General features: G+C 57.0%; 27 protein-coding genes. 15 read left to right on the forward strand and 12 right to left on the reverse strand.

Translation table 11 applies throughout. The annotated features are described in order from the left end of the window. The first annotated feature begins 102 nt into the window (after positions 1-102). From AN476_RS12470 to AN476_RS12480, 3 genes are read left to right on the forward strand one after another with little or no spacing between them, the layout of a single operon-like run. Positions 103-750 (forward strand): amino acid ABC transporter permease, encoded by a 648-nt coding sequence (locus AN476_RS12470; RefSeq protein WP_054461917.1) that lies wholly within the window; start codon positions 103-105, stop codon positions 748-750. Positions 751-768: 18 nt separating this feature from the next. Continuing rightward, a complete protein-coding gene (locus AN476_RS12475) occupies positions 769-1425 on the forward strand; it encodes an amino acid ABC transporter permease (RefSeq protein WP_054461918.1) in 657 nt (218 codons plus the stop codon). Positions 1426-1442: 17 nt separating this feature from the next. Continuing rightward, complete coding sequence (locus AN476_RS12480; protein ID WP_054461919.1) at positions 1443-2216, forward strand: amino acid ABC transporter ATP-binding protein; 774 nt, start codon at positions 1443-1445, stop codon at positions 2214-2216. On the opposite strand, the gene AN476_RS12485 is transcribed toward AN476_RS12480, so the two are convergent. Then, positions 2213-3181: a LysR family transcriptional regulator gene (locus tag AN476_RS12485; protein WP_054461920.1), complete on the reverse strand. Its 969-nt coding sequence runs from the start codon at positions 3179-3181 to the stop codon at positions 2213-2215. The genes AN476_RS12480 and AN476_RS12485 overlap by 4 nt on opposite strands. Positions 3182-3348: 167 nt before the next feature. Here AN476_RS12485 and AN476_RS12490 point away from each other — a divergent pair, with 167 nt between their 5' ends. Genes AN476_RS12490 through alr form a run of 5 tightly spaced genes read left to right on the forward strand, consistent with a single transcriptional unit; the run spans position 3349 to position 9060 of the window. Next, positions 3349-4686 carry an aspartate aminotransferase family protein gene (locus tag AN476_RS12490; protein ID WP_054461921.1) on the forward strand — a complete coding sequence of 446 codons (1338 nt, stop codon included), beginning with the start codon at positions 3349-3351 and terminating at the stop codon, positions 4684-4686. 3 nt (positions 4687-4689) lie between these two features. Further along, complete coding sequence (locus AN476_RS12495; RefSeq protein WP_054461922.1) at positions 4690-5616, forward strand: 3-keto-5-aminohexanoate cleavage protein; 927 nt, start codon at positions 4690-4692, stop codon at positions 5614-5616. Between the two features lie 22 nt (positions 5617-5638). After that, entirely contained in the window at positions 5639-6664 is a 1026-nt protein-coding gene (locus tag AN476_RS12500; protein ID WP_054461923.1) for a histone deacetylase family protein, read from the forward strand. Between the two features lie 42 nt (positions 6665-6706). Then, a complete protein-coding gene (locus AN476_RS12505) occupies positions 6707-7918 on the forward strand; it encodes an amidohydrolase (protein ID WP_054461924.1) in 1212 nt (403 codons plus the stop codon). Between the two features lie 5 nt (positions 7919-7923). Beyond that, positions 7924-9060 (forward strand): alanine racemase, encoded by a 1137-nt coding sequence (gene alr / locus AN476_RS12510; RefSeq protein WP_054461925.1) that lies wholly within the window; start codon positions 7924-7926, stop codon positions 9058-9060. 39 nt (positions 9061-9099) lie between these two features. Here alr and speD read toward each other — a convergent pair whose 3' ends face one another. Together speD and AN476_RS12520 are read right to left on the reverse strand one after the other, a co-directional pair. After that, positions 9100-9501, reverse strand: coding sequence for an adenosylmethionine decarboxylase (speD, locus tag AN476_RS12515; RefSeq protein ID WP_083464329.1), 402 nt, complete (start codon positions 9499-9501; stop codon positions 9100-9102). A gap of 379 nt (positions 9502-9880) precedes the next feature. After that, a complete protein-coding gene (locus AN476_RS12520) occupies positions 9881-10114 on the reverse strand; it encodes a DUF1127 domain-containing protein (protein WP_054461927.1) in 234 nt (77 codons plus the stop codon). Between the two features lie 95 nt (positions 10115-10209). Between AN476_RS12520 and AN476_RS12525 the strand changes: the two genes are divergently transcribed. After that, a complete protein-coding gene (locus AN476_RS12525; protein WP_054461928.1) occupies positions 10210-11613 on the forward strand; it encodes a PLP-dependent aminotransferase family protein in 1404 nt (467 codons plus the stop codon). A gap of 9 nt (positions 11614-11622) precedes the next feature. Here the strand turns inward: AN476_RS12525 and AN476_RS12530 are convergent, their stop codons facing one another. Continuing rightward, positions 11623-12369: a glycoside hydrolase family 19 protein gene (locus tag AN476_RS12530; RefSeq protein ID WP_054461929.1), complete on the reverse strand. Its 747-nt coding sequence runs from the start codon at positions 12367-12369 to the stop codon at positions 11623-11625. 274 nt (positions 12370-12643) lie between these two features. Between AN476_RS12530 and rplM the strand changes: the two genes are divergently transcribed. The 4 genes from rplM to AN476_RS12545 all read left to right on the forward strand — a co-directional run bounded on the left by rplM (position 12644) and on the right by AN476_RS12545 (position 14556). After that, positions 12644-13102: a 50S ribosomal protein L13 gene (gene rplM / locus AN476_RS12535; protein WP_054461930.1), complete on the forward strand. Its 459-nt coding sequence runs from the start codon at positions 12644-12646 to the stop codon at positions 13100-13102. Positions 13103-13107: 5 nt separating this feature from the next. Then, complete coding sequence (gene rpsI, locus AN476_RS12540) at positions 13108-13593, forward strand: 30S ribosomal protein S9 (RefSeq protein ID WP_054461931.1); 486 nt, start codon at positions 13108-13110, stop codon at positions 13591-13593. A gap of 503 nt (positions 13594-14096) precedes the next feature. Then, entirely contained in the window at positions 14097-14243 is a 147-nt protein-coding gene (locus AN476_RS22885; RefSeq protein WP_157063750.1) for a hypothetical protein, read from the forward strand. 151 nt (positions 14244-14394) lie between these two features. Further along, positions 14395-14556: a hypothetical protein gene (locus AN476_RS12545; RefSeq protein WP_157063751.1), complete on the forward strand. Its 162-nt coding sequence runs from the start codon at positions 14395-14397 to the stop codon at positions 14554-14556. Positions 14557-14641: 85 nt separating this feature from the next. Here AN476_RS12545 and AN476_RS12550 read toward each other — a convergent pair whose 3' ends face one another. From AN476_RS12550 to guaA, 8 genes are all read right to left on the reverse strand, one after another. Next, the gene (locus tag AN476_RS12550) at positions 14642-15259 is read right to left on the reverse strand and encodes a TetR/AcrR family transcriptional regulator (protein WP_054461933.1); all 618 of its coding nucleotides are present in this window, start codon (positions 15257-15259) and stop codon (positions 14642-14644) included. Further along, positions 15252-16121 (reverse strand): polyphosphate kinase 2, encoded by an 870-nt coding sequence (gene ppk2 / locus AN476_RS12555; RefSeq protein WP_054461934.1) that lies wholly within the window; start codon positions 16119-16121, stop codon positions 15252-15254. Before ppk2 ends, AN476_RS12550 begins: the two co-directional genes overlap by 8 nt. Before the next feature lie 155 nt (positions 16122-16276). After that, positions 16277-17215 carry a homoserine O-succinyltransferase gene (metA, locus tag AN476_RS12560; protein ID WP_054461935.1) on the reverse strand — a complete coding sequence of 313 codons (939 nt, stop codon included), beginning with the start codon at positions 17213-17215 and terminating at the stop codon, positions 16277-16279. Between the two features lie 59 nt (positions 17216-17274). Further along, a complete protein-coding gene (locus AN476_RS12565; RefSeq protein ID WP_054461936.1) occupies positions 17275-18138 on the reverse strand; it encodes a hypothetical protein in 864 nt (287 codons plus the stop codon). Positions 18139-18322: 184 nt separating this feature from the next. After that, positions 18323-19462, reverse strand: coding sequence for an OmpP1/FadL family transporter (locus tag AN476_RS12570; protein ID WP_054461937.1), 1140 nt, complete (start codon positions 19460-19462; stop codon positions 18323-18325). Positions 19463-19566: 104 nt separating this feature from the next. Then, positions 19567-20451, reverse strand: a complete 885-nt coding sequence (locus tag AN476_RS12575; protein WP_253279894.1) for a DMT family transporter — start codon at positions 20449-20451, stop codon at positions 19567-19569. 73 nt (positions 20452-20524) lie between these two features. Then, entirely contained in the window at positions 20525-20815 is a 291-nt protein-coding gene (locus AN476_RS12580; RefSeq protein WP_054461939.1) for a hypothetical protein, read from the reverse strand. Between the two features lie 387 nt (positions 20816-21202). Then, on the reverse strand, positions 21203-22771 hold the full coding sequence (gene guaA / locus AN476_RS12585) for a glutamine-hydrolyzing GMP synthase (RefSeq protein ID WP_054461940.1): 1569 nt from the start codon (positions 22769-22771) through the stop codon (positions 21203-21205). A gap of 217 nt (positions 22772-22988) precedes the next feature. Between guaA and AN476_RS12590 the strand changes: the two genes are divergently transcribed. Both AN476_RS12590 and AN476_RS12595 read left to right on the forward strand, forming a co-directional pair. Further along, positions 22989-23720 (forward strand): GGDEF domain-containing protein, encoded by a 732-nt coding sequence (locus tag AN476_RS12590; protein WP_172684827.1) that lies wholly within the window; start codon positions 22989-22991, stop codon positions 23718-23720. 150 nt (positions 23721-23870) lie between these two features. Further along, positions 23871-25415: a trimethylamine methyltransferase family protein gene (locus AN476_RS12595; protein ID WP_054461942.1), complete on the forward strand. Its 1545-nt coding sequence runs from the start codon at positions 23871-23873 to the stop codon at positions 25413-25415. The last annotated feature ends 36 nt before the right edge of the window (positions 25416-25451 follow it).

Below are 25451 nucleotides of genomic sequence, written 5' to 3' on the forward strand. Positions count from 1 at the left end.
AGGTTTCTCTGCGACACACCAGGGCGGGGCTGTTTAAAGCGCGGCGGCTTTGCCCTATCAGCGGGGCAGCAAAACAAGCGCGGTTCGAGGAGACAGACGACAGTGGACTATGCCCTGATGCAGCGGGTCTTTCCCTTCTTTTTAGAGGCGGCCTGGATAACCATATTGCTGTCGGTGCTCACCGCCATTCTGGGCCTGACCTGCGCCATGTTGGGAACCGCAGCGCGATTGTCGCGCTTCCGGGTTCTGCGTTTCCTTGGGGCGGCCTATGTCAGTGTGTTCCGGGGCACCCCGGCGCTGATCCAGCTGTTTATTCTTTACTTTGGTGGCCCGCAGATCGGCATCCAGCTGGATGCCTTTGAGGCCGGTGTCATTGGCTTGGGGATCAATGTCGGCGCCTATATGACCGAAACCATGCGCGGCGCCATCATTTCCGTCGACAAGGGGCAGGGCGAGGCGGCCCGAACCCTGGGGATGAGCAAGTGGCAAGCGATGCGCAATGTGATCCTGCCGCAGGCGATGCGCCTGATGATCCGCCCGCTTGGGGTGAACCTCAATACGCTGATTAAAAGCACCGCATTGGTCGCCGCCATTTCCGTGGTTGAGCTGACCTACACCGCGCAGCGCTACATTGGCTCCACCTATAAACCCTTCGAGATGTTCCTGATTGCAGGGCTTTTGTACATGATCATCATCTATGTTGTGGGACTGGGCGTGACCTGGGCCGACCGCAAAGCCCGCCTGAACTGATCGGGGAAAGGACACGCCATGGGACTAGATTTTAGCGTCATTCCAAAATACCTCGATATCGTCCTTCTGGGCGCGCTTTGGACCATTGCCATCACCCTGGGGGCGGCCATTGTCAGCTTCTTTGGGGGCATTCTGCTAGCGGTGATCGCGCTCTATGCGCATCCTGTGGTGCGCTGGCCGTTTCGGGTCTTTTCCTTCCTGTTTCTGGGCACGCCGCTGCTGCTGCAGCTGTTTCTGATCTATTTTGGCCTGGTACAGATCGGCATTGATGTGCCGGCCTTTGTGGCTGGGGTGATCGGATTGGGGTTGCATTTTGCCGTCTATAACTCTGAGCTGTTTCAGGCCAGCATTCTGGCCGTCGACAAAGGCCAGATCGAGGCCGCCCGCACCCTGGGCCTGTCGCGGATGCAGGCGCTGCGCAAGGTGGTGGTGCCACAGGCGGTGCGCGATGTGATCCCGCCGATTGGCAACAATATGATCGCGCTGCTGAAAGATTCCGCGCTGGTCTCGGTTATCGGTGTCTCTGAACTGACCCTGTCGGCGCAACGTGCCATTGGCAGCACCTATCGTCCCTTTGAATTCTACGTCCTGGTGGCGGCCATCTACTACATTATCAACCTCGGCATGGAGGCGGTTCTGCGCCGCGTGGAACGCCGCATTCAGGCCTCGAAATGACCGGGCAGGAGAGAAACATGAGCGCCCAGAAACCTTTCATCGACATTCGTCACGCCAAGAAAAGCTTTGGCACCCTGGAAGTGCTGAAAGACATCAACCTGCAGGTGGACCGCGGCCAGATCGTTGCCATCATCGGCCCCTCTGGGTCCGGCAAAAGCACCCTGCTGAGGGCGATCAATGATCTGGACCCGCTGACGGGGGGCGAGATCTGGCTGGAGGATAAACAGATCAATATGGATCTGCCGCACCGCCAGTATGAACGCCATATCAATGAGGTGCGTCAGGAGATTGGTATGGTTTTCCAGCACTTCAACCTGTTTCCTCACCTAAAGGTGCGTGAAAACGTGACCCTGGCGCCCAAGATGCTCAAAGGTCTGTCCGATGCTGAGGCCAACGCCCTGGCAGAGGAGCAGCTGACCAAGGTCGGCATGATCGAGCGGATTGATTATTACCCCTCGCAGCTCTCGGGCGGACAGAAACAGCGGGTTGCCATTGCACGCGCTCTGGCGATGAAGCCCAAGGTGATGCTGTTTGACGAGGCCACCTCGGCTCTGGACCCGGAACTGGTGGAAGAAGTCAATCTGGTGATGAAACAGCTCGCCGAAGAACATATGACCATGATTATCGTCACCCATGAAATGGGCTTTGCCGAAAGCGTCTGTGATCGGGTCTTGTTTATGGATCAGGGCGTGGTGGTCGAAGAGGGCCCGCCAGAGGTGATCTTTCGCAATCCCAAGAGCGAGCGGACCCAGAATTTTCTGCGCAAGCACCTGGCCGGGCAGCAGGCCTAGCTGTAGCTGCGGTCCTCGATCGGGGTCTCGTCGATTGCCGCGATCAAACGATCCAGCAGGATCTGCTCGGCCCGGTTCTTGGTCGCGTTTTCGCTCCAGACCAAGTAAACGTCGATGGGGGGCAGGTCCTCAAACGGGGGGACCTGCCAGAGCTGCCCATCGCGCACATCCCGGGCGGCGACGTGGATGGGAAGGGGGCCGACACCTAGCCCAGAGACGATCATCCGGCGAACCTCTTCCAGATGGCTCGAGACACCAGTGATTTTCTGGCCCAAAGCGGCCTGCGCCCGCATCACGGTAATGGGTTTCAAAACATCCTGCAGTCGATCGGTTTCAAAACTAACCGAGGAATGCCCCTCCAGGTCGGCAGTGGTCAGGTCGTCCCGGCCAAACAGCGGGTGCGGTGGGCCGCAGAACAGGCCAAAATACTCGCGAAACACCCGTCGATATTCCAGGTTGGGGTTGTGATCCCCGACCAGACAAATGGCAAAGGAGGCGCGTTTTGCCGCCACTTCGGCAATGGCTTTGGAGCTGGATAAGATGTCAATCTTGAGCGTGGCCAGCGGGTGTGCGTGATGAAAACCGGTCAGGGCCTGATCTATCAAGGGGCTGACAACATGGCTTGCCATGGCGATATGCACATGTCCACGGACATCATCGGTCATTTCGCGCATCAGCGTCGATAAGCGCAGCACCGACCCATTGATTTCGACCGCCTCGCGATACAGCAGGCGCCCAGCTTCGGTTAGGGCATAATGCCCAGGCGAGCGGTTGATCAGCTTGCGGCCAACCCGATCCTCTAGGCGTTTTAATGCAGTAGAAACAGAGGGTTGCTTCAGTCTCAATTGGCTGGCCGCATCGGTGACGGAGTGGCTTTCAGCGAGCACCACAAAGGTCCGCAACAGGTTCCAGTCCAGCTCGCGGGCGATCCGCTCTGGGGCGTAGTGGGGGTCATCCTCCCGCATAGCTCACCTCTATATCAGGAATTCCAATTATCTATTTGATCTATAGTAGCGGCTCTCGCATGGTTCCTACAAGCCCGCATTCCGGCCATTTGCAGTATCCGCGCAGCCAGACTGCGCAGCGGTGTTTGAGCTGGGCAACACAGCGGGAGGGAGTTGGAAAGCAAAGAATGAGCAATCTGTTTTATCAGGCGCAGGGGCGCAGGCCGGTGTTGGATCAGGCGCGCGGCGTCTATATGTGGGACAAGGACGGCAAGCGCTATCTGGATGGGTCCTCTGGTGCGATGGTCTGCAATATCGGTCATTCCAACGCCGAGGTGCTGACCGCAATGCGCCGCCAGATGGAAAAATCCACCTTTGGCTATCGGCTGCATTTTGAAACAGAGGCGTCAGAGCAGCTGGCGCAGAAACTCGCAGGCCTGATGCCAGGGGATCTGAACCGGGTTTTCTTTGTGTCTGGTGGGTCCGAGGCTGTTGAGAGCGCCATCAAATTGGCCCGGCAATATGCTCTTGCCAGTGATCAGGCCAGCCGCTGGAAGGTCATTTCGCGCAGCCCCAGCTATCATGGTTGCACGCTGGGGGCCCTGGCGGTGACCGGTTACACGCCGCTGACCACCCCTTTTGAACCGATGATGCGGGCGATGCCCAAGACTCCTGCTCCGCGCGCCTATCTGGATGGTTTGGACGCCAGCGACCCGGCCACGGGCCATCATTATGCCGATATGTTGGAGGCGCAGATCCTCGCCGAAGGCGCCGACACCGTACTGGCCTTTCTGGTCGAGCCAATCGGAGGCGCCTCGACCGGCGCGCTGGTGCCACCGGCGGGCTATATGGAGCGGGTCCGGGAGATTTGTAGCCGCCATGGCATCCTGTTGATCATGGACGAAGTGATGACCGGCGCCGGACGCACTGGCAGCTTTCTTGGCTCGGACCATTGGCAGGCACAGCCAGATATTGTGGTCATGTCCAAGGGCTTGGGGGCCGGCTATGTGCCCTTGGGGGCGGTCATCGCAGATGAGCGCCTGGTCGCACCGGTGTTGGCGCAGGGTGGCTTTGCCCATGGGTTCACCTATGCGGGCAATCCCCTTGCCTGTGCGGCAGGGCTTGCCGTGGTGAATGTTATTGAAATGAATGGGTTATGTGCCAATGCTGTCCAGATGGGGGAAGTGCTTCTGGCACGGCTTTCTGACCTGATGCAGAAATATGAACTGATCGGCGATGTGCGGGGCAAGGGGCTGCTCACGGCTTTTGAGTTTATGGCAGATCGCCACAGCAAGGCTCCGCTTCCGGCCAGTTTGAACGCCCATCAGCGCTTTGTTGATCTGGCCTATTCCAAGGGTTTGATTGTTTACTCGCGGCGCACACGAGATGGAACCGAAGGAGACCACATCCTTGTGTGTCCACCTTTGATTGTGAACTCGGATCATATTGACGAAATTATTGAAGGTCTGGATGCCAGCCTGGCGCGATTCAGCCAGGACATTCACGGCGAACTGAAAGCAGGCTGACCCATGAGCAAAATTTTGATTACCTGTGCTGTCACCGGGTCGATCCACACCCCGTCAATGTCGCCATATCTGCCCGTTACGCCTACGGAAATCTGTGACCAGGCACGGGGGGCGGCAGAGGCCGGGGCAGCCATCCTGCATCTGCATGCGCGCAACCCGCAGACGGGGCAGCCCTCGGCGGGGGAAGAGGATTTTATGAGCTATCTGCCGCAGTTGAAGCAATCTTGTGATGCGGTGCTCAACCTTTCCACCGGGGGCAGCGCCGTGATGACCCTGGACGAACGTCTGGCCGCGCCCAAACGGGTCGCGCCTGAGATGTGCAGCCTCAATATGGGCAGCATGAACTTTGCGCTCTACCCGGCGGCGGCGCGGATTTCCGAATGGAAACACGGTTGGGAACAACCCTTTCTGGAGAATTCGGATGATCTGGTGTTTAAGAACACACCGCGCGATATCGCCCGCATCCTCACCGAGCTGGGGGTGGAGCGCGGGGCCCGGTTTGAGTTTGAATGCTACGATGTTGGGCATCTCTATATGCTCAAGCATTTTGTGGATCGCGGATTGGTGCAAAAGCCTCTGTTTATCCAGTTCGTGTTTGGGGTGCTGGGCGGCATGGGGACCGATCCGGAAAACCTGATGCATATGAAGGTGATCGCCGACAAACTGTTTGGCGATGACTATATGTTTTCGGTTCTGGCCGCCGGGCGTCAACAGATGCCTCTGATCACCATGGCTGCTGCCATGGGCGGGCATGTGCGGGTTGGGCTGGAAGATAGTCTGATGATTTCGCGCGGCGTTCTGGCCAAGGATAACGCAGAGCAGGTGCGCAAGATCCGCCGTATCGTCGAGGAGTTGGGCCGCGAAGTCGCAAGCCCGGCTGAGGCTCGCGAGATGCTGGGTCTCAAGGGCGCTGACCGCACTGAAATTTAAAAAAACAAGGCAGGACAGTGAGATGAAAGCATTTCTTGATGCGCGCCAATGGCAGCATGACCCAAAGCACTTTATGGCCAATGGTCGGGCACAACCAAATCCCGAGCAGCCCAAGCGTATCGAGGTGCTGCAGCAGGGCGCCTTGGCGGCGGGCTGCGTCTTTACCGAACCGCGCGACGCCGGGCTGGGTCCGATCGCAGCGGTTCACACGGCCGAGTATCTGACCTTTCTCAGGAATATTTATCGCCGCTGGCAGTATATCCAGGATGCCGGCGAAGAGGTGATCCCCAATATTCATCCCGCCAACCGCAGCGACAGCTACCCGAAATCTGCCACCGGCCAGTCCGGGTATCACCAGGCGGATACGGCCTGCCCAATCGCCAAGGGCACTTGGGAGGCGGCCTATTGGTCCGCGCAATCCGCCATCGCGGGTGCGGATTCTCTGCGCAAAGACGGTCAGTCTGCCTATGTTCTGGCGCGTCCGCCTGGGCACCATGCCTTTGCTGATTTGGCCGGGGGGTTTTGTTTTCTCAACAACTCCGGCATCGCGGCGCAACGCTTGGCTGCGGCAGGGATGCGTCCAGCGATTGTGGATGTCGATGTGCATCACGGCAATGGCACTCAGGGCATGTTCTACGACCGCGACGATGTCTTGACGGTATCTCTTCATGCCGACCCGGACCGGTTTTATCCGTTCTTTTGGGGTCATGCGCAGGAGCGCGGCGCAGGTGCGGGGCTGGGGTACAACCTTAACCTGCCACTGGCGCGTGGCACCGAGGATGACGCCTTCCTAAAGGCGCTGGATGTTGCGCTGGAACGGGTGACGCTGTTTGGCGCGGATGTGGTGGTGGTGGCCTTGGGCTTGGACGCCGCGATTGATGATCCGTTTCAGGGGCTCGCAGTCACGAAGCAGGGCTTTTCCCGCATCGGCGTGGCTTTTGCGCAGCTTGGCTTGCCGGTGCTTTTTGTGCAGGAAGGCGGCTATCTGAGCGACAGTCTGGGGGAAAACCTGACCCGTTGCCTCACCGGCTTTCAGGACGCCACCTGACCTGCCGTCCGCCCAAAACCTGAGCCAAAGAAAGTACGCGCCATGACGACCGCTCTCTCTGTCAACACCTTTACCTACCTGCAGTCCCTGCGGCAGGCTTTGCACCAAATGCCCGAGATCTCTGGCGAGGAGGAGAAGACCGCCGCCCGGATCACGCAGGAGCTGGAGCAGGCTGGGGCGGATAGGATCTGGACCGGGTTGGGCGGGCATGGCGTGGCGGCAGAATTCACCGGCGCGCAGCCAGGCCCAACGGTGATGATCCGCTGCGAGCTGGATGCACTGCCCATTCAAGAGATCTCACAGCAGGCTTACCGTTCGCGTATTGAAGGCAAGGGGCATCTTTGTGGCCACGATGGCCATATGGTCATGGTGCTTGGTGTTGCATTGGCCATGAAAAAACGGCCCCCGTGCGGCCGGGTGATCCTGCTGTTTCAACCTGCCGAAGAGACCGGTGCCGGCGCCTTCTCTGTGATCAAAGACCCACGCTGGCCCGAGCTGCGCCCGGATTTTGCCTTTGCCTATCACAACGTGCCCGGGCGCCCCCTGGGGGAGATCGGTCTGTGCAATGGGGTGAGCAACTGTGCCTCGCGGGGGATGAAAATTCGCTTTACCGGCAAGACGTCGCATGCGGCAGCCCCAGAAGACGGGGTTTCCCCCGCCACAGTCCTCGCGGATCTCATGCGCAGCTTACCCGCTCTGGGAGCGGGGGGTGACATGGGGGCAAATTTTGCGCTGGCCACGCTGACCCATGCTCAGCTGGGAGAGGCAACCTTTGGCATTGCGCCGGGGGCGGGTGAATTGCGCATGACCCTGCGCAGCCAGACCGATACCCGCATGGATCAGCTGGTTGGCGAGGCGGAGCAGCAATTGCAGGCCGCGCTTTTGCGAGCGGCGGAGCATCTGGGAGAAATCTCTGCTGATGTGACCTGGCACGACATCTTTCTTGCCACGGTGAATGAGGGCAGCGCCGTCGGCGTCGCCCGCAAAGCCGCGGATCAATTGGGTCTGCAATGCACAAACATGGATCAGCCCATGCGCTGGTCCGAAGATTTTGGTCGTTTTGGGCTGGACGGGGCAAAATCCGCAATGGTGTTCATTGGCTCGGGCGAGGCGCAGCCACAGTTGCACAACCCGAATTTTGACTTCCCCGATGCCTTGATACCAGTTGGAGTGACATTGCTGGTTGAAATTTTGCAACAGATTCTTGGGCAGTCTGCCCCGGCTGTTGTTCAAACTGCCGTTGGGTTGGATTGACCGCAATGCCCCTGCCCGTAACCGAAAGCGCTTGGTGTGAGATCTCGCAGGGGCAAATCGCGCAAAATCTGCGCCACACCCTGGCGCGGTTGCCGGACCAAACCCGGCTCTGTGCGGTGGTCAAGGCGGATGCCTATGGGCATGGCATTGAAAACGTGGTGCCTCTGGTCATTGGCCAAGGGGTGAGCCATATCGGCATTTCCTCCAACGCTGAAGCCCGTACCGTGCGCGCTGCGGGCTTTACCGGCAGTATTCTGAGGCTGCGGACAGCCACCCCCGACGAAGTGGAGGGGGCTTTGCAATATCGCGTAGAGGAATTGGTGGGGTCAGAGGAAGGCGTGCTGGCGATCCTGGACCGGGTGGGGCAACGGCGGTTGCCGCCGCTGCACATATCGCTGAACGCGGATGGCATGTCCCGCGACGGGCTGGAGCTGTCAACGCCTGCAGGGCGCGGTGCCTGTGCCAGAATACTGGAACTGGCAGATGGACATATTGTTGGCCTATGTACCCATTTTCCTTCCAACCACCCGGATGAGCTCGGCGAGAATATCGCCAGATTTCAACAGGATTTGGCCTGGGTCTTTGCCCATAGCTCTTTGCAACGGCAGGAGGTCCTGACCCATGCCGGCAGCACCTTGACCTTGGCAGCCGGACTGGATCCGCAGGTGGATATGATGCGCTGTGGTGCAATCTTATTTGGAATTGCGGCGCCAAGCCACGTGTTTCATCCCGCGCTGACGCTGAAATCTCGGGTGATCAGTATCGGCTCTTACCCCAAAGGCAGCACCATCGGCTATGATCGCACAACGGTGTTGCGCCGGGACCGGCTTCTGGCCAGCGTCGCTCTGGGCTATGCCAATGGCTATTCTCGTCAGCTGTCCCAGGGGGCAGAGGTGCTCATCCGGGGGCAGAGCTGCCCAGTGATGGGGGCGATTTCGATGAATACCATTGTGGCTGATGTGAGCGCCCTCCCAGAGGTCGCCATTGGCGATGAGGTGGTTGCCTTTGGGCGTCAGGCCGAGCAAGAGATCCTCTCAGAGGCGATGGAACGGCAGAGCGGCACCATTATGGCTGATCTGTTGACCGATTGGGGGCAGCGCAACCCGCGCATTCTCTGCGATTTTGCCGCTCAGAATCCCTAGGTGCGCGATTCAGGGCCGTCAGGTTTTGAGACTGAGGCTCTAGGCCTTCTCGCCCGACAGCTCGGCACCACGGAGCAGTTCCCGCACGGCTATGTCTTCGGTCTCAAAGGCTGCTTTGAACACATCAACGGCTTTCCAGGGGTCGGCATCGCCACACATAAAGACATCAAAAGCACCATATCCGATCTCCGGCCAGGTGTGCACGGTCATATGGCTCTCGGCCAGGACGGCGACACCAGACACTCCTTGGGGTGAGAATTTATGAGTGTGGATGTGCATCAGGGAAGCGCCGCACAGCTCTGCTGCTTTGCAAAAGGCCGCTTGAATGCGGGGCTCGCTGTCGAGCCCTGTGGCTTCCATTACCTCGATGATCAGATGGGTGCCGGCAAAGACCCGGTTGTCACGGCGGATGAAGTGATCGGTGCGATCGGCCTGAACCATAGCCTCCAAAGCTGCAGCGGAGGCCCGGAGCGGGCGCTCGGCCCCGGTTGTCCCGGGCTTTGATCGCACGTCGGGCTGCCTATCGTCGGTGTCACTCACGGTGTGGTCCTGCGACTTCCAGAAATTTGAATGGTTTCATCAAACGCGGGGCTCTTGGACATGCGGAAGGTTGGACGGGATGGGGGCATGAGGTTTGAATGAAGGATTTGGGCATAAATTCGTGGCCCTGCCTAGCATGTGCCATTGACGCGCCGCAAGGGAGCTGCTGGGGCTGTGCGGCCAGGCTATGCCAACCGCAGCGCGGTGCGGCTCCGTGGAATGGGCATAAAAAAGGCCGGGGACAAGCCCCGGCCACCAGTTGGTTCCGTTGCCCAGGGGATCAAGGGCGCCAGAACGGAAGAGTTCCTTGATAATGGGCCTCCTGACGGGAGATCCCAATGTCTTTTAGCTGGTCTGCGCTGAGATGGCGCAGCTCCTTTCGCGTCTTGTGGCGGATGGACCATTTGGTGACGAGGACTGCAAAGGCGACAGCTGCCTGTGCCAGCACTGGCAGGGCAGGGCGGCTGTTCAGGTAGGAGGTGTTTGAAAGGCTCGAAGTTGCAGATGTGGTCATGGTCGTGATCCTATATTGTGTTGATACAATCCCAGTTGTCTGTTACAAGAAAATTGATACAATGGCTGAACGTGACTGTCTAAGGATGGATTGTAATGGGTACAATTTGGGCGCCGGATCTCGATGGGAAAACGGGACCAAAATATCAACGGGTGGCAGATACGATCCGCGCCGCGGTAGATGATGGGGTCTTAAAGACTGGCACAAAGCTACCGCCGGTGCGGGAGCTGGCCTATCAGCTCGAGATCACACCGGGCACTGTGGCGCGCGCCTATACATTGCTGACGGACGAAGGGTTGCTGCAGGCAGAGGTGGGGCGGGGGACCTTTGTGGCGGAAAAGCAGACCCGTGTCCTGGATGATGTCTGGTCGCGGGAACTGCACCTGCAGGAAGCCAAGGATCCCCATCACGTCAGCCTGTTTAGCCCGCGAATTGTGGATGTGGGTCAGGTCGCTGCGCTTCGTGAGGCGATGGATCGTGTGGCCAAGGGCGATCCGTTATTGTTTTTGAACTATCCAACGCGGGATGCCTATTACCCGGTGAGACAGGCCGTTTTGCAATGGCTGGAGGGGCAGGCATTGGGGCCATTGGGGGAATCGGATGTTGTTTTGACCCACGGGGGCCAAAATGGCATCCTCACCGTGTTGCAGACTGTGCTGCGCGACCCGCAGCCGGTGATTTTGGTTGAGGACCTCTCTTATGCAGGGTTTCGGCGCGCCGCTGAACTCCTGAGGGCCAAAGTGGTGGGGGTGGCCATGGATGACCATGGCATTGTACCAGACTCACTCGAGCTTGCGATCCGAAAATCAGGTGCCCAGGTTCTTTGTACCAGTCCGGAAGTGCACAATCCGACATGCCTATTCACCCCTCTGGAACGGCGGCAGGAAATCGTCAAAATCGCCCGTCGCCATGGGGTCCAGATCGTAGAGGATGACTGCTATCGTATGGGGGAGGCCAAAGCGCCGAGCTATCGCGCCTTGGCGCCGGACATGACCTGGCATGTGTTTTCGATTTCAAAAAACCTGACGCCCGCGCTGCGGGTTGGCTTTGCCCTGGCGCCCACGGGGCGGTCGCAGGATCTGCGTCGGGCGGCTGAATACAGCTATTTTGGCCTGGCGCAGCCCCTGGCGGAAATCACCCGCATTTTGTTGTCAGACCCCCGCACCAAGCAGTTGGCCCTAGAGGTGCGCCGGGAGATGGCGAAGTACATTCGGGTTGCTGTGAATGCACTGGGCGGGTTTGAGCTGGTCTGGAATGACGAAGTGCCGTTTTTGTGGTTGAAACTGCCCGCAGGCTGGCGATCAGCCGCCTTTACCCGCGCTGCAGAGGCGAAGGGGGTTCAGATCCGTTCGGCGGATGAATTTGCCCTGCGTGATGGGCGCGCGCCTAATGCGGTGCGCATCTGCGTCAACGGACATGTCAGCCTGAAACGGTTCGAAGAGGCCATGCTGCGGCTGCGCGCGCTCCTGGATAATCCGCCAGAACAGATCAGTGTCTGACGGTCTGGACTATGCTTCGCTTTGATAATGCTCGGCAATTTTGGCGATCTCGTCAGCCTTGTCGAGCCCATTGATGACTTTGCGCGCATTGACAAAATCGGTGCTCTTGCGATTGACGAACTGTTCCAGTGTTCGTCCTGTGAAGGTCCCGGTTTTCATCCCATGCCCTAGCACAAACAGGGCGACATCCGGCTGCATGGCGAGATCCGGATCCCCGATCAGATCCAACCCCAAAATGCCCCCATACATCCGATAGTTATTCTCCCAGGTCAGCTGCACATAGCCGCGACCATAGTAGGGGTAATAGCGGAGGTTTTTCTTGCGCCAGGATTCTGACAACCAAAAGGCCTCCCGGACCGGTTTGAAAGTATGCGCTGTCTCCCATTGGGTAGTAGCAAGCCCATAGGCGATCTGAGTGCTGAGGGGCAGGCCAATGAATTTGAACATCGCGGCAATCTGAGCCTGCACCTCTTCTTCTGTAGAACTGGGGCTGGCCAATATCGCAGTCAGCTCCTTCTTTTGGGCCTTCATATAGTTGAGGACATCTTCCGAGACTATGGCGGGGTTGCCGTGTCCGATATCGGAGACCAGCTCAGCAAAGGCATTGCGCGTTTTAGGGCCATGGAGCCCATCCACTTCCCCGATCGGGTAGCCACAGATGGCAAGCCCGCGTTGAACGGCCGACAGCTTGGTTTTATTGAGATCCGCCAGAGCGGTTCCTGGATCAATTTTGTCCAATGGCTTAAGGTCCAGCATGCAATGTTCCTATCGTGTTAAATCAGTTTCAGCGGTTATCTTTCGTTTTTGGAGAATGTGACGGGGGTAATATCGCATAGGTTGCGTTGATTTTCAAATCTGAGCGTCAAATTTGTGGGGTATTGTAATACCTATTTGATAAGCTTATGAAATTGCTCAATTTAAACTTTGTTCCGCGTGTTGACCCGACGCGTGCTAAGCCTTAGACCCCTCACATCAAATCGGACGTTGGACCTTTGTCCTGCGTCATCACGACAAACAGGATTGACCTGCCATGAAAACCTTCTCTGCTACACCAGCAGATATCGACAAGAAATGGATCATCATCGACGCCGAAGGCGTGGTGCTGGGCCGTCTTGCTTCGATCATTGCCATGCGCCTGCGCGGTAAGCACAAAGCAACATTCACTCCGCATATGGACATGGGTGACAACGTCATCGTGATCAATGCTGAAAAGATCCAGATGACCGGCAAGAAGCGCGAAGAGCACTTCTACTGGCACACCGGCCACCCAGGTGGCATCAAGTCCCGCACCAAGCAGGAAATCCTGGAAGGCAAGCACCCCGAGCGTGTTGTCTATCAGGCGGTCAAGCGCATGCTGCCAGGCAACCGCCTGTCGCGTCAGCAGATGACCAACCTGCGCATCTACGCTGGCACCGAGCACGGCCACGAGGCTCAGTCGCCCGAAGTTCTGGACGTAAAGTCCATGAACAAGAAAAACACCCGGAGCTGATATAGATGTCTGATCAGATCAACACTCTCGAAGAGCTGGCAGCTGCAACCGGTGTGGAAGCAGTCGCTGAAGAAATCATCTCCCGTGAGCCCGTCCGTGACGAGCTGGGTCGTTCCTATGCCACTGGTAAGCGTAAAGACGCTGTTGCCCGTGTCTGGATCAAACCAGGTTCCGGTAAGGTCGAAGTGAACGGCAAAGAGATGAGCAAGTACTTTGCCCGTCCGGTTCTGCAGATGATCCTGCGCCAGCCGTTCACCGTTGCCGGTGTCGAAGACCAGTTTGACGTCTACGCGACTGTCAAAGGTGGCGGCCTGTCCGGTCAGGCCGGCGCGGTTAAGCACGGTGTTTCCAAAGCTCTGCAGCTTTATGATCCCGCTCTGCGCGGTGCTCTGAAAGCCGCTGGCTTCCTGACACGCGACAGCCGTGTTGTAGAACGTAAGAAGTTTGGCCGCCGTAAAGCGCGTCGTTCCTTCCAGTTCTCCAAGCGCTAATTCTACCGCTTTTCCAGATTTGGGGGGTCGCCTTTGGGCGGCCCTCTTTTTGTTTCTATTGCGTAAAACACGACCAGCAATTCAGGGAAATTTGTTCAGTGCCCTCGGGAATACAAACATAGGAAACTATTGTGTGAACGTCCCGGTAGAAATTACCACAGATTCTAAAGACCGGCACGCCTATGAGGCCTGACCCCCTTTTGTGAGAGCAAGGAAGCCGTCGCAATTGGCACGGCTGATTTCTCCAAACTCCCGCTTTATCACCCTGATTTGAACCCGGTTCTGAATCGTATTGCTTGCACCCATTGCGGTCATGAGTTCACCAAGGTTTTTTTACCGATGAGGCAGCCGCTCTGGTCGCGACACGAACAAGCGACAAGCAGAAGGTTGGACACAATATTGAGGTCCTGCGGGCGATCTCTGCGGACGGGGTTGAAAACGTGCGCTGCCACGTCCAAGGTGGTCAGTGGCTGGCCATAGGGTTTGGCAATGGAGTACTGCTGATGGCGGCGGGTGAATTTGGCTTTCCCCCCATTGGGCTTGATCTACGCGCGGACAATGTCGAACGACTGAAAACCTTTGGCATCGAGGCGCATTGCAAGGCTCTCGATGATTTGAAGCTTGAGGAAAATGCGATGTCATCAGCATGATGGATGTTGTGGAACATGTTCCATTCTCAAAGCCTTTTCGAAAATCGCCAATTGCACATCTGGCGCCAGGGGCCAATGTCTCGGTCGGTTCCTTTTGTTCCATCTCGGAGGGAACCCTGCAAATTTCCAGAAAAAGCGCTTTGAAGACGAGGTGATTGCAGCGCTTCAGAAGTTGGCCTGGTGGAACCTGCCTGAGGCATTGATCAAGGAAATGGTGCCACTCTTGTCGATGGCGCCGAATACAGCTCTGATTGAGGGTTTGAAATCCATCGTCGCGGATCTGGTTGTTTTTGAGGATGAAACCGCGGCCTAAGGGCTGGAACACAGCCTGGAGTGTGAAAAAAAGACCCAAGTTTTCTTGGGTCTTTTTGTGGTCTGGTCATGCTGCAAAGGCGTGGTCAGATGTCCCTGTCGATCAGTCCCAGGCCACGCAGATAAATGCCGATGCCCGTTTCCAGCAGATCTTCGGGTGGAAACGGGGATGTGGCTCCGGGGGTGTTTCGGGCATAGAGCTCAACGACACCGTGGCTCATCGCCAGAATATGGGCTGAAAACATCGAGGCCGGCGGGCGTCGGTCTTCGGGGATATGTTTGCTCAGGTCTTCGGCGGCGCGCTCCAAGATATTGCGGGCACGATAGGCGGCATTGGCCAATTCCGGGGTGCGATTGCTGGAGATGCCGCTCTCGAACATGGCGATGTAATGGCCGGGATGTTTGCGTGCAAAGGCCAGATAGGCGCGGCCTGTGGCCTCAAAGGCAGCCAGGGCCGAGGGCTGGTATTTATCATAGGCGTGCTGCATCAGATCGGCAAACATCAAGAAGCCCTGACGTGCCGCCTCGGCGATCAAATCTTCCCGGCCCTCAAAATGGCGATAGACGGCTGCTGGGGTAACGCCGGCCTGCTTGGCCGCCTCCGACAGAGTAAAGCCGGTGGGGCCTTTCGTCTCGATCAGACGCAATGCGGCCTCAACCAAAGCCTGGCGCAGGTTGCCGTGATGGTAGCCGCGTTTAGGCATCCCAGTTGTCCGGCCCGATACAGATCATGTCATTCAAAGGGCCGATGGCCTTTCCATCTTTGTTTTTATAGTCAACGGCATGCAGGACTGTTCGGATTGCCGCCAGTCGGGCCCGGCGCTTGTCATCAGAGCGGATCACCACCCAAGGCGCATGGTCTCCGTGGGTCTTGCTGAGGGTCTCTTCGATAGCCTGGGAGTAGTCATCCCATTTCTCCAGACCTTTGACGTCAATCGGGCTGAGCTTCCATTGCTTGAGCGGATCTGCCTCGCGCGCCAAAAAGCGGCGCAGCTGTTCGGGGCGGCTGACATTCAGCCAGAATTTGAACAGCAAGATCCCATCATCCACCAGGGCTTCTTCAAAACTTGGCACCTGTCGAAAGAAGCGGTCGCGCTGCTCTGGGGTGCAAAACCCAAAAACATGCTCGACAACACCACGGTTGTACCAGCTGCGATCAAAAAAGGTGATCTCGCCACCTGAGGGCAGGTGATCAATGTAGCGCTGAAAATACCATTGGCTTTGCTCAGGCTCACTTGGTTTGGACAGGGCCACCACGCGGGCGCCGCGCGGGTTCAGGTTTTCGCGAAACCGCTTGATCGTGCCACCCTTGCCAGCCGCATCACGCCCTTCAAAGACAATGGCAATGCGCGCGCCACTCTCTTTGACCCAGGCTTGCAATTTGACCAGTTCGATTTGCAGAGCTTTGATTTGTTTTTCATAATCCTTGCGCCCCATCCGTTCAGAATAGGGAAAGCCGCGGGCCAGGATGTCACTCTTGCCACTCTCTTTGATGCTCTGCGTAACCTCATTCGGAGCTTTGTTTTCAAAAAAGCTGCTGATGGCACCGTCAAATGGCAGTTTCATGGCTAAATCCTTCTGTCCTCACCCCTTTATAGGGCCAAGACGGTGCAAATGTGAATCGCTTTTACTCAGGTGCTCGCGTCACAGTGAACCAGGGGCGTCAGATCAGGTGCGGCAGCAGGCGCCTCTAGGCAGCCTGTTGCCCTGTGTCATTGTCTTCAGGCCCGCAGATCCGTCGTTTCGACCCCGATCCGGTCAATCTCGTAGGGGGTCGTCTCATAGATCTCGTTGATCCAGTTGCCATAGAGCAGATGGGCATGACTGCGCCAGCGGTTCTGTGGCACCCTTGTGGGATCATCATCGGGGTAATAGTTCAGTGGCACATTGATTTCGGTGCCAGAGGCGACGTCGCGGTCGTACTCCTGCTTGAGCGTGTCGCTGTCATATTCAAAGTGGTTGAAAATATAGAGCGCACGGTGGTCAGGATCCTCGATCAGGCAGGGGCCGGTTTCATCGCTGCCCAGCATTGTGCTCAGACCAGGGCAGGCCTCCACTTCCTCTTGGCGAATTTCTGTCCAGCGGGAGACGGGAACAACGCAATCATCAGAAAATCCACGCAGATAGGGCGAGGCCGGCGTCATGTTCTGATGGCGAAAACAGCCAAAGGCCTTGTGATCCAGCATATGCTTTTTCACACCGTTGAAGTAGTTGATCATGGCCATCCCCCCCCAGCAGACGCCAAAGGTGGAATGGACATTGGTCTGGGTCCAGTCAAAGACCTCGCAGAGCTCATCCCAATAGGTGACCTCCTCAAAAGGCAGGTGCTCGATCGGGGCGCCGGTGATCAGCAAGCCGTCGAATTTCTGATCCTTAACCTCTTGGAAGGATTGGTAGAACTCAGCCATATGTTCAGCCGCTGTATTGCGCGTCTGATGCTCGGTCATGCGGATCAGAGTGAGATCAATCTGCAAAGGTGTGGCGCCAATCAGACGGGCAAACTGGTTCTCCGTCTGGATCTTTTTGGGCATCAGATTGAGCAAGCCGATGCGCAGTGGCCGAATATCCTGGCGCGCTGCCTGATCCGGCGACATGACCATGACGCCTTCGTTCGTCAGAACGTCATAGGCCGGCAGGTCAGAAGGGATCTTAATAGGCATGGGGTTTTCCTGTTTATCGGATGATAGTGCGGTATAGCGGAAACTGACACATAGTCGTCTTAGCTGCGGGCCTCAAGGGCTCTGCCGATCAACTGATTGAAATCGGCCTCGCTCTGGACGCTGGAAACCTGATCTGCGGTCACGGTGACGCCCCATTTTTTAGCCATTTCCGCATAGCGGGGCTGGCGATGGGCCAGGGCTTGGGAATAGGTCCAGCGGATAAAGTCATCAGGATCAACATCCTGCTCTGATACGCCCATTTGGTTGAGATAGTCTTCCCAGGCCTGCGCCAGAAACTCGGGCTGGTATGACATCGGCTTGGGGGCGCGATCAAACCGTCGGATCAATTCTTCGGTATGGGCGGCGTCGCCCTTGATCCAGACCATCAGGCACTGGGCCGAGAGTTCGCGCAGCACGGTATCATTGGGGTCTGCGGCATCCACCCATTCACAGATCGATCCGCCAGTGTCGCAGATGAAATTGGGATAGCCATAGAGCCGCTTGGAGCGATCAGCAAAATAGGCGGTATCCATCAGCGCGTGAATTTCGGCGGTGCGAAACTGATCCTGACGTCGGCGGTACTCGTCGATCGCCAGCCCGCCCTTGCGGCTATCCCCAGGCTTGCCCAGGTAGGAGGAAACCGGTGTGAGGTTTTCAAAGGTGATATTGGAGCCGATATAGATCGAATCTGAGAGCAGGAGGTCCCGTAGAAAGGGGTTCTTCATCGCCTCTGCCTTGGCGTTATCGGCAATATATTCGCCCATGTAGCGGGTGCCGATGCGATAATCGATTGAGTAATGAAACCAACTGCCCGCGCCGCGCAGAATATTGCTGACATAGGTTTTGCCAAGGCCAGACATGCCAAAGAACAAGACCCGTTTTTGTGGCGCGTCGAGCCACTCCTGTGCGGAAGAATAGAGCATAGGCGTTCCAGATTGTTTTGGTTTCACGCCTTGCTAGTGCTCTGGACTGGTCTGGTCAATTCCCACGCGGAAATTGCTGCCCTGGCTGTCGGGAATTTCTGGCCTAGCCCCCCAATAAAATAAGCCCCCGCCACATGGGCGAGGGCTTGTTGGAGGTTCTGATCGGGCAGTAAACGAAATTGGCCTAGAAGTAGTAGCCAACCTTGATGCCAAAGCTCACAGCGTCGCTGCCGGTGAAGCTGGCGCGCGCCACATCTGGCGTGCCGGTTTCTGCGAAGGCATCGCCAAGTTTGGTGTAGCGTATTCCGCCGGAAACCTTGAACTTGTCTTGAGTGTATTGCAGGCCAATGGCGATGCTCTCAAAACCATTGGTCGGGGCGAGCGGAGAGACAAGATTGTCATCACTGGCCTCTTCATATTCCAATAGAATGGAACCGGACCAGTTTTTATTGAAACGACGGGCCACCCCAAGGCTGAAGGTTGTGGAATCTTCCAGGTCAATTAGATCGACCCCCGCAAGGGTGGGTCTCAGCTTGGTTTCGCTATGATCCGCCCAGCGAATGCCGCCCATCAACAGGGTATTGGGGGCGATACCAGTCTGGAAGTCCAGGTTCACCGATTGGGGCGTTTTGGTTGTGGTTGTCGTTGTGATCGCCGGGTTGAGATTCTCGGTTGTTCTGAATTCATGTTCGATTTCAGAGTTATACGTTAGCGCGACCCGGAGGGCGATATCTGGAATCTCATAGGCAGCACCCGCAACCCAGCCCAGAGCGCGGTCTCTTTCAATCCGGACAGAATAGCCAGACAGCCCAGCCGGAGGAGCGCCACCATAGGCGGCCCCATTCAGGGTAATATTGCCTTCGACTTGCTGCCAGCGCAGGCCACCATGGATACTGAAGCGGTCGTTGAATTTGTAGCGCAGCAAGCCAGTGATCGCATCTGATTCAGCAAAGGCCTGGGTACCGCCCAGCAGGGCAGACCCTGGGGTCAAAGGATTGGCATTTGCTGCCGGATAGCTGATGTCAGAGCCCCAGGGTTGATCATAGATCATGGCAAAGGACAGCCGGTCGTTGATATCGAGCTTGAACCCTGCACCAGCCTGATTGAACGCCTGCGCCACATTCCCGCTGGGGGTGCGCGCGGGATTGAACGCTGCAACGTCGCGGCCATTGAGGTTGGGGTCTGCGCGACCAATTGAAAATTCGGCGTAATTTCCTTTTTCGAATAGTATGTCTATGGATTGGCCTGTTCGATCCAACCCTCCCGCCTGGGCAGCACTAGAGAGTGCTGCCAATGCCAAAGGCACAGCAACGTAGTTTTTCATGTATTCCTCCCAAAGACAGGCCTTTTGGCCTCTTTTCCAGAGGTTAGGGGGAAGATGTATTTCGGATCAATGTTAACCAGACGGCAACTTTGTGCGCATTGGGCTCACGTTTTGGCGAATTTCCGTGATTTCTCAGCTCTCAAGTTCAGCAGATTCGCCGCGCAAATCACTGCGGCGCCAATAAAAATCCACAGATCTAAGTCTTCACCATATATAAGCATTCCCAAAACTGCGATCAGAGGGAGGCGCACAAAGTCGATCGGCACTACGGAGGTCGCAGGGGCAAGGGACAGTGCTGTGGTGAGGCAGAAATGAGCGCTAAGGCCCGCCAGGCCAATCACGACCACCCAGGGTAAAACCCGAGCATCTGGCAGCGCAATGTCGCCGTCCCAGCCTGCCATGATCAATCCCATGACCAGTTGCATTGAGGTCAACCAGAAAAGGATCGAAGCGATGCCTTCATAACGGGTCAGTCGTTTGGTGATAATGACTGTCAATGCAAAGAAAATCGCGCAGCTGGCCGCTGTGATGATCCCGGCATTGAAGGTGTCCGGAGAGGGGCGGGCAACCATCAGGATGCCTACAAACCCAAAAACCACCGACAAGGCCCGGATCAGCGTCAGCCGCTCGCCCAGCAACAGCGGAGACAATACAACCACCCAAATCGGTGAGGTGAATTCCAGCGCAAAGACCTGCGCCAGTGGGATCAGCGTCACCGCAAAGAACCAAAGATTTTGGCCGGTGAAATGGGCCAGATTGCGCAGAAGGTGGGTGCCAAGCCGTTCAGTTTTCACCTGGCCCCAGTGTTTTGTAAAGGTGATCAACAGGGCCACGATGATCAGCCCGACAAGGCTGCGATAGCTCATGATTTCAAAGGTATCGAGGCTGTGCCCCGCTTCACGGCCGGCAATCGCCATGGAGGAAAACGACAGGATGGCTCCAGTCATCCAAAGCGCTGCCTTACCTACCTCGCCCCTTTGATGCGACATCCCGTACCTTCCCTCATGTCCAGGCGGCAAGAAGGTGGTAAATCAACGAGAAGGTCAAGCCAAAGGGACGATATCAAGAGGCTAATTGGCTCTCCGACAGCGCCAGGCTTTGGCTGGCCTCTAGATAGTCCGATACGATTTGTTCAGGACCAAAACCGCGATTGGTCAGCAATCCTGCGTTGCTGTCGACCAATTGCTCATCGGTTGTGACGTTTGCATTGTATTTGGGTGGTAAGAGGGGCTCCCGGACATGGCCTAGATCAGCCGGAAGCCTGACCGCGCCACCGGGCTTTCCTGCGTCCTCGAGTTGAACCTTGATAAAGCGGACCCGATCGCCATAGCTGCGCTCAAAATAGTGCTGCAAGCCATCCCTCTCTAAGTGTACCAAATTGCAACGCCATTCACTCCCAGTGGTTCATGGATGGCTGTGCCCCCAGGTTGGCCTCTATTAATTTGGCCAACCAGCCTGTGCCAGACCGACCTACAGTGAGAGTGAAAATCCTCTGTGTCACATCGGCCTTCACTGGTTCCTTCAGCCATTCCAAAATTGGTTTCCGATTTCGCGGCGGAGGGCTGCACCAAAGCCAACTTGGAAGAATGAACAGTTTCTTGGTTTTCAAAAAGAACCGAGTCAAATTCAGCCTGTCAGGGGTGCGCAACTGGTGCAATGACTGGCACGCGAAAAAAACATCCCGGTCGGGATACCGACCGGGCTGCAAATCTCAGCTTTCAGCAACGACAGTTTGCTGCATTATTCCCATTCGATGGTGCCTGGGGGCTTCGAGGTGATGTCATAGGTACAGCGGTTGATGCCTTTGACTTCGTTAATGATCCGGGTCGCGGTTTCGCCTAGGAATTCATGGCTGAAGGGGTAGTAATCCGCTGTCATCCCATCCACCGATGTCACCGCGCGCAGGGCACAGGCAAAATCATAGGTGCGGCCATCGCCCATTACGCCAACGGTGCGCACGGGAAGAATGGCAACAAAGGCCTGCCAGATCTCATCATAGAGACCATGCTTGCGAATCTGGTCGATATAGACGGCATCGGCCTCGCGCAGGATCTCCAGCTTTTCGCGGGTGATCTCACCAGGGCAACGGATCGCAAGGCCAGGGCCAGGGAAGGGGTGACGCCCAATGAAACTCGCCGGCAGCCCAAGTTCACGTCCCAAAGCGCGGACTTCGTCCTTGAACAGCTCCCGCAGCGGTTCAACCAGTTTGAGCCCCATCTTTTCGGGCAGGCCGCCCACATTGTGATGGCTTTTGATCGTCACCGAGGGGCCGCCAGAAAAGCTAACAGATTCAATCACATCTGGGTAAAGTGTGCCCTGGGCCAGGAACTCGGCACCCTCAATGCTATTGGCGTGTTTCTGGAACACATCAATGAACAGCTTGCCGATGATCTTGCGCTTGGTCTCTGGGTCGCTTTGACCTTCCAGCTCGCCCAGGAACAGGTCCTGTTCATCAGCGTGAATGAACTGCATGTTGTAGTTGTCGCGGAACATAGTGACGACTTCGTCGGCCTCACCTTTCCGCAACAACCCATGGTCAACAAAGACACAGGTCAGCTGGTCGCCAATGGCCTCGTGCAGCAGCACGGCTGTAACCGAACTGTCGACGCCGCCGGACAACCCGCAGATGACCTGTTTGTCGCCGACCTGCTCGCGGATGGCGGCAATCGCCTGCTCGCGGTAGGCACCCATAGTCCAATCGCCGCTAAAGCCGGCCAGACGGACAAAGTTTTCATAGAGCTTGGCGCCATTGGGGGTGTGATGCACCTCTGGATGGAACTGCACCGCATAGAAGTTCCGCGCTACATCGGCGGTGATCGCATAGGGGGCATTGGGGGAGGTTCCATAAACCTCAAACCCTGGGGCGATTTCACTTACGTGGTCACCGTGACTCATCCAGACCTGTTCGCGGTCTTCGTCATCCTGGAACCAGCCTTGCAGCAGGGGCAGGGAGGCGACGGAGGGTTTGACATAGGCGCGACCAAATTCGGCTGTGCCATGGCCGCTTTCGACCTTGCCGCCAAGCTGATGCATCATCACTTGCTGGCCGTAGCAGATCCCGAGGATCGGCACGCCATAGTCAAAAATCTCTTGTGGGACGCGGGGGCTGCCGTCGCGAGTCACACTGTCTGGGCCACCGGAAAAGATCACGGCCTTGGGCGCCATCTGGCGCACAAATTCCATTGTGACATTCTGGTAGGGGTGGATTTCGCAATAGACATTCAGCTCACGCAGGCGGCGCGCAATCAGCTGCGTTACCTGGCTGCCAAAGTCTATGATTAGGAGGCGGTCATGGGATGTCTGGCTCATATCTACGCGCATAGGCCGGGATGGCTCAGGTTTCAAGTCCCATTCCGTGCCGCGGTGTATTCGGCAGTCTAGAGCACGCCTTGTACGCGCCTAGGGGGAGGGGATGGAGAGCGGAATTAATTGCAGGTTGAAACCAGGAAAGTCGCGCCTGGTTTATGGGGAAAAGTAACGGTTTTTGCCCATGGATTATGGAGCGTTCTCACGGCAAGCGGCCTCCATGAAATTCTTAGTTCCGTACCTGGTTCCGCGCGGCAGTGTTCAGTTCGCGCTCCATTATCTTCTTTGGATGATCTTTATCATCTCCCTCTATCTCCTGCAGAAGTTCTTCTTTGATGGGGGATTGGAATATGGCTATGTGCAGCCCCTGCGGACGGTCTTTGTGATCGCCAGCCCCTGCTTGATCATCGGTTTGACCCTGGTCGCAAAACTGGAGGCTCAAAAGGACGAAATTTCTCGGTTGTCGCGAACGGATGTGCTTACGGGGTTGCTCAATCGTGGAGCAATGGACGCGGTGCTCGCCAACGAACTCCCAAACCTACCCGGTTGCCTGTTGCTGATTGATATCGATCACTTCAAATCGGTGAATGATGACTTTGGACATGCGGCCGGTGATGAATGTCTGCGCGCCGCGGCTCGGTTTTTGCGCCGGGTCCTGCCAGAGGATGCTGAACTGGCCCGTTGGGGCGGTGAAGAGTTTGTTGTCTTGGTACGGCACCAGCAGGTGTCAGAGGTTGCGCCTTTTGCCAATAGGTTGGCCAAGGGGGTCTCTCTTCCGATTACAGGGCGTAACCGACCCATCAGAATCACCTTTTCTATCGGTGTGGCAAATCTCAGCGAAGTTGGCCCCGTCGATGCGCTTCTCAAGCTGGCGGATACGCGGCTTTATCTCGCTAAATCCTGGGGGCGGGCGCAGTGGGTTGGCCCGGAAGCCGAGCCCTTGGAGCCCTGACCTTACTCGTCAGCCTTGGAGAAGGCCGAATTCAGCCCATTTGGACAGGGTAAATGTCGCTTTCCAACCGGATAGGCCGTTATCCTTCGGCGGAGCGCTTGGGAGCCGGGCTAGATATCTGACAACGAAACTCCTTCAAGAGGACAGACCATGGCTGAAGCAGCACCACGTCGTCGGAGCCGGGGTGGCGGGGGAGCCGCCCGTCGCGCAGAACGTACAAGCATCAAGATCGAGACCGCCAAGTACATCGAGCGCAATATTCCCAACTTCGAAGTTCTGTCCGAAGAGGCCTTGGAGATCATCGAGACCAACGCGGATATCATCCTCGAAGAGGTGGGGGTCAATTTTGTAGATAACCCGGCGGCCTTGCAGCGCTGGCGCGATGCCGGTGCCGATGTCCAGGGCGAGCGCGTGCGCATCCCGCGTGGCTTGGCGCGTGAGCTGTGCAAAACAGCCCCTTCCGAATTCACTCAGCATGCGCGCAACCCTGAAAAGTCAGTGGTTGTTGGTGGCAAGAACATGGTTCTGGCGCCTGTCTATGGCCCTCCGTTTGTGCGTGATGCCAAGGGCGGTCGGCGTTATGCTACGATGGAAGACTTCAATAAATTCGTAAAGCTGGCCTATATGTCCAAGTGGCTGCACCACTCGGGTGGCACCATTTGCGAGCCAACAGATATTCCGGTGAACAAACGCCACCTGGATATGCTGCTGGCCCATATGACCCTGTCGGACAAGCCCTTTATGGGATCGGTGACCGAGCCAAGCCGGGCGCAGGATTCGGTTGATATGTGCGAAATCCTGTTCGGCAAAGAATTCGTGCAGAACAACACCGTGATGACCTCGCTGACCAATATCAATTCGCCAATGACTTTTGACGATGTGATGATGGGCTCCCTGGAGATCTATGCCGCCAATAACCAGGCCTGCATCATCTCGCCCTTTATCGTGGGCGGAGCCATGGCACCGGTCTCGATCGCGGGCACCTTGACCCAGGTTCTGGCCGAAGTCATGGCGGGCGTTGCCTATAGCCAGCTGGTGCGTCCAGGCGCACCTGCGATCTTTGGCGCGATGGTGACATCTATCGATATGAACTCGGGCGCGCCGACCTTTGGCACCCCGGAGGCCTCGCATATTACTTATGGCGCTGGCCAGTTGGCGCGCCGCATGAACCTGCCGTTCCGTTCATCTGGGTCTTTCTGTGGCTCCAAGATCCCGGACGCCCAGGCCGCCTATGAAACTGCAAACTCGCTCAACATGGGGTTGCTTTCTGGCGTGAACTTCATGCTGCATTCCTGCGGCTGGCTCGAAGGTGGTCTGGTGGCGGATTTTGAAAAATTCGTTATGGATGCCGATCAGCTGGGCGTTCTGCATGGCCTGGCCAAGGGCGTGGATATGAGCGAAGACGCCCAGGCAATGGATGCCATTCGTGAGGTCGGTCCAGGTGGGCACTACCTGGGCTGCGACCATACCCAGAACAACTTCAAAACCGCCTTCTGGAAATCGGACCTTCTGGACTACAAACCCTTTGAAACCTGGGAAGAAGAGGGCGCTCGCGACACCTATTCTCTGGCAACCAACCGGGTCGATTACCTGCTGTCAAACTATCAGGCACCTCCGCTTGATCCAGAAATCAAGCAGGCCCTGGAAGCCTTTGTTGCAGAGAAAAAAGCGGCCTCGCCGGACACTTTCATGTAGATTTGATGGTGTCATAAAAGAGCCAAATACTCCCGT

Source organism: Phaeobacter sp. 11ANDIMAR09 (genome assembly GCF_001294455.1).
In the GTDB taxonomy this organism is placed as follows: Bacteria; Pseudomonadota; Alphaproteobacteria; order Rhodobacterales; family Rhodobacteraceae; genus Pseudophaeobacter.

Bases quoted from the DNA above. Each gene is read 5' to 3' on its own strand.
- AN476_RS12475 (WP_054461918.1), top strand. From the start codon at position 769: ATGGGACTAGATTTTAGCGTCATTCCAAAATACCTCGATATCGTCCTT.
- AN476_RS12480 (WP_054461919.1), top strand. From the start codon at position 1,443: ATGAGCGCCCAGAAACCTTTCATCGACATTCGTCACGCCAAGAAAAGC.
- AN476_RS12485 (WP_054461920.1), bottom strand. From the start codon at position 3,181: ATGCGGGAGGATGACCCCCACTACGCCCCAGAGCGGATCGCCCGCGAG.
- AN476_RS12490 (WP_054461921.1), top strand. From the start codon at position 3,349: ATGAGCAATCTGTTTTATCAGGCGCAGGGGCGCAGGCCGGTGTTGGAT.
- AN476_RS12495 (WP_054461922.1), top strand. From the start codon at position 4,690: ATGAGCAAAATTTTGATTACCTGTGCTGTCACCGGGTCGATCCACACC.
- AN476_RS12500 (WP_054461923.1), top strand. From the start codon at position 5,639: ATGAAAGCATTTCTTGATGCGCGCCAATGGCAGCATGACCCAAAGCAC.
- AN476_RS12505 (WP_054461924.1), top strand. From the start codon at position 6,707: ATGACGACCGCTCTCTCTGTCAACACCTTTACCTACCTGCAGTCCCTG.
- alr (WP_054461925.1), top strand. From the start codon at position 7,924: ATGCCCCTGCCCGTAACCGAAAGCGCTTGGTGTGAGATCTCGCAGGGG.
- speD (WP_083464329.1), bottom strand. From the start codon at position 9,501: ATGGTTCAGGCCGATCGCACCGATCACTTCATCCGCCGTGACAACCGG.
- AN476_RS12520 (WP_054461927.1), bottom strand. From the start codon at position 10,114: ATGACCACATCTGCAACTTCGAGCCTTTCAAACACCTCCTACCTGAAC.
- AN476_RS12525 (WP_054461928.1), top strand. From the start codon at position 10,210: ATGGGTACAATTTGGGCGCCGGATCTCGATGGGAAAACGGGACCAAAA.
- AN476_RS12530 (WP_054461929.1), bottom strand. From the start codon at position 12,369: ATGCTGGACCTTAAGCCATTGGACAAAATTGATCCAGGAACCGCTCTG.
- rplM (WP_054461930.1), top strand. From the start codon at position 12,644: ATGAAAACCTTCTCTGCTACACCAGCAGATATCGACAAGAAATGGATC.
- rpsI (WP_054461931.1), top strand. From the start codon at position 13,108: ATGTCTGATCAGATCAACACTCTCGAAGAGCTGGCAGCTGCAACCGGT.
- AN476_RS22885 (WP_157063750.1), top strand. From the start codon at position 14,097: ATGGCGGCGGGTGAATTTGGCTTTCCCCCCATTGGGCTTGATCTACGC.
- AN476_RS12550 (WP_054461933.1), bottom strand. From the start codon at position 15,259: ATGCCTAAACGCGGCTACCATCACGGCAACCTGCGCCAGGCTTTGGTT.
- ppk2 (WP_054461934.1), bottom strand. From the start codon at position 16,121: ATGAAACTGCCATTTGACGGTGCCATCAGCAGCTTTTTTGAAAACAAA.
- metA (WP_054461935.1), bottom strand. From the start codon at position 17,215: ATGCCTATTAAGATCCCTTCTGACCTGCCGGCCTATGACGTTCTGACG.
- AN476_RS12565 (WP_054461936.1), bottom strand. From the start codon at position 18,138: ATGCTCTATTCTTCCGCACAGGAGTGGCTCGACGCGCCACAAAAACGG.
- AN476_RS12570 (WP_054461937.1), bottom strand. From the start codon at position 19,462: ATGAAAAACTACGTTGCTGTGCCTTTGGCATTGGCAGCACTCTCTAGT.
- AN476_RS12575 (WP_253279894.1), bottom strand. From the start codon at position 20,451: ATGTCGCATCAAAGGGGCGAGGTAGGTAAGGCAGCGCTTTGGATGACT.
- guaA (WP_054461940.1), bottom strand. From the start codon at position 22,771: ATGAGCCAGACATCCCATGACCGCCTCCTAATCATAGACTTTGGCAGC.
- AN476_RS12590 (WP_172684827.1), top strand. From the start codon at position 22,989: ATGAAATTCTTAGTTCCGTACCTGGTTCCGCGCGGCAGTGTTCAGTTC.
- AN476_RS12595 (WP_054461942.1), top strand. From the start codon at position 23,871: ATGGCTGAAGCAGCACCACGTCGTCGGAGCCGGGGTGGCGGGGGAGCC.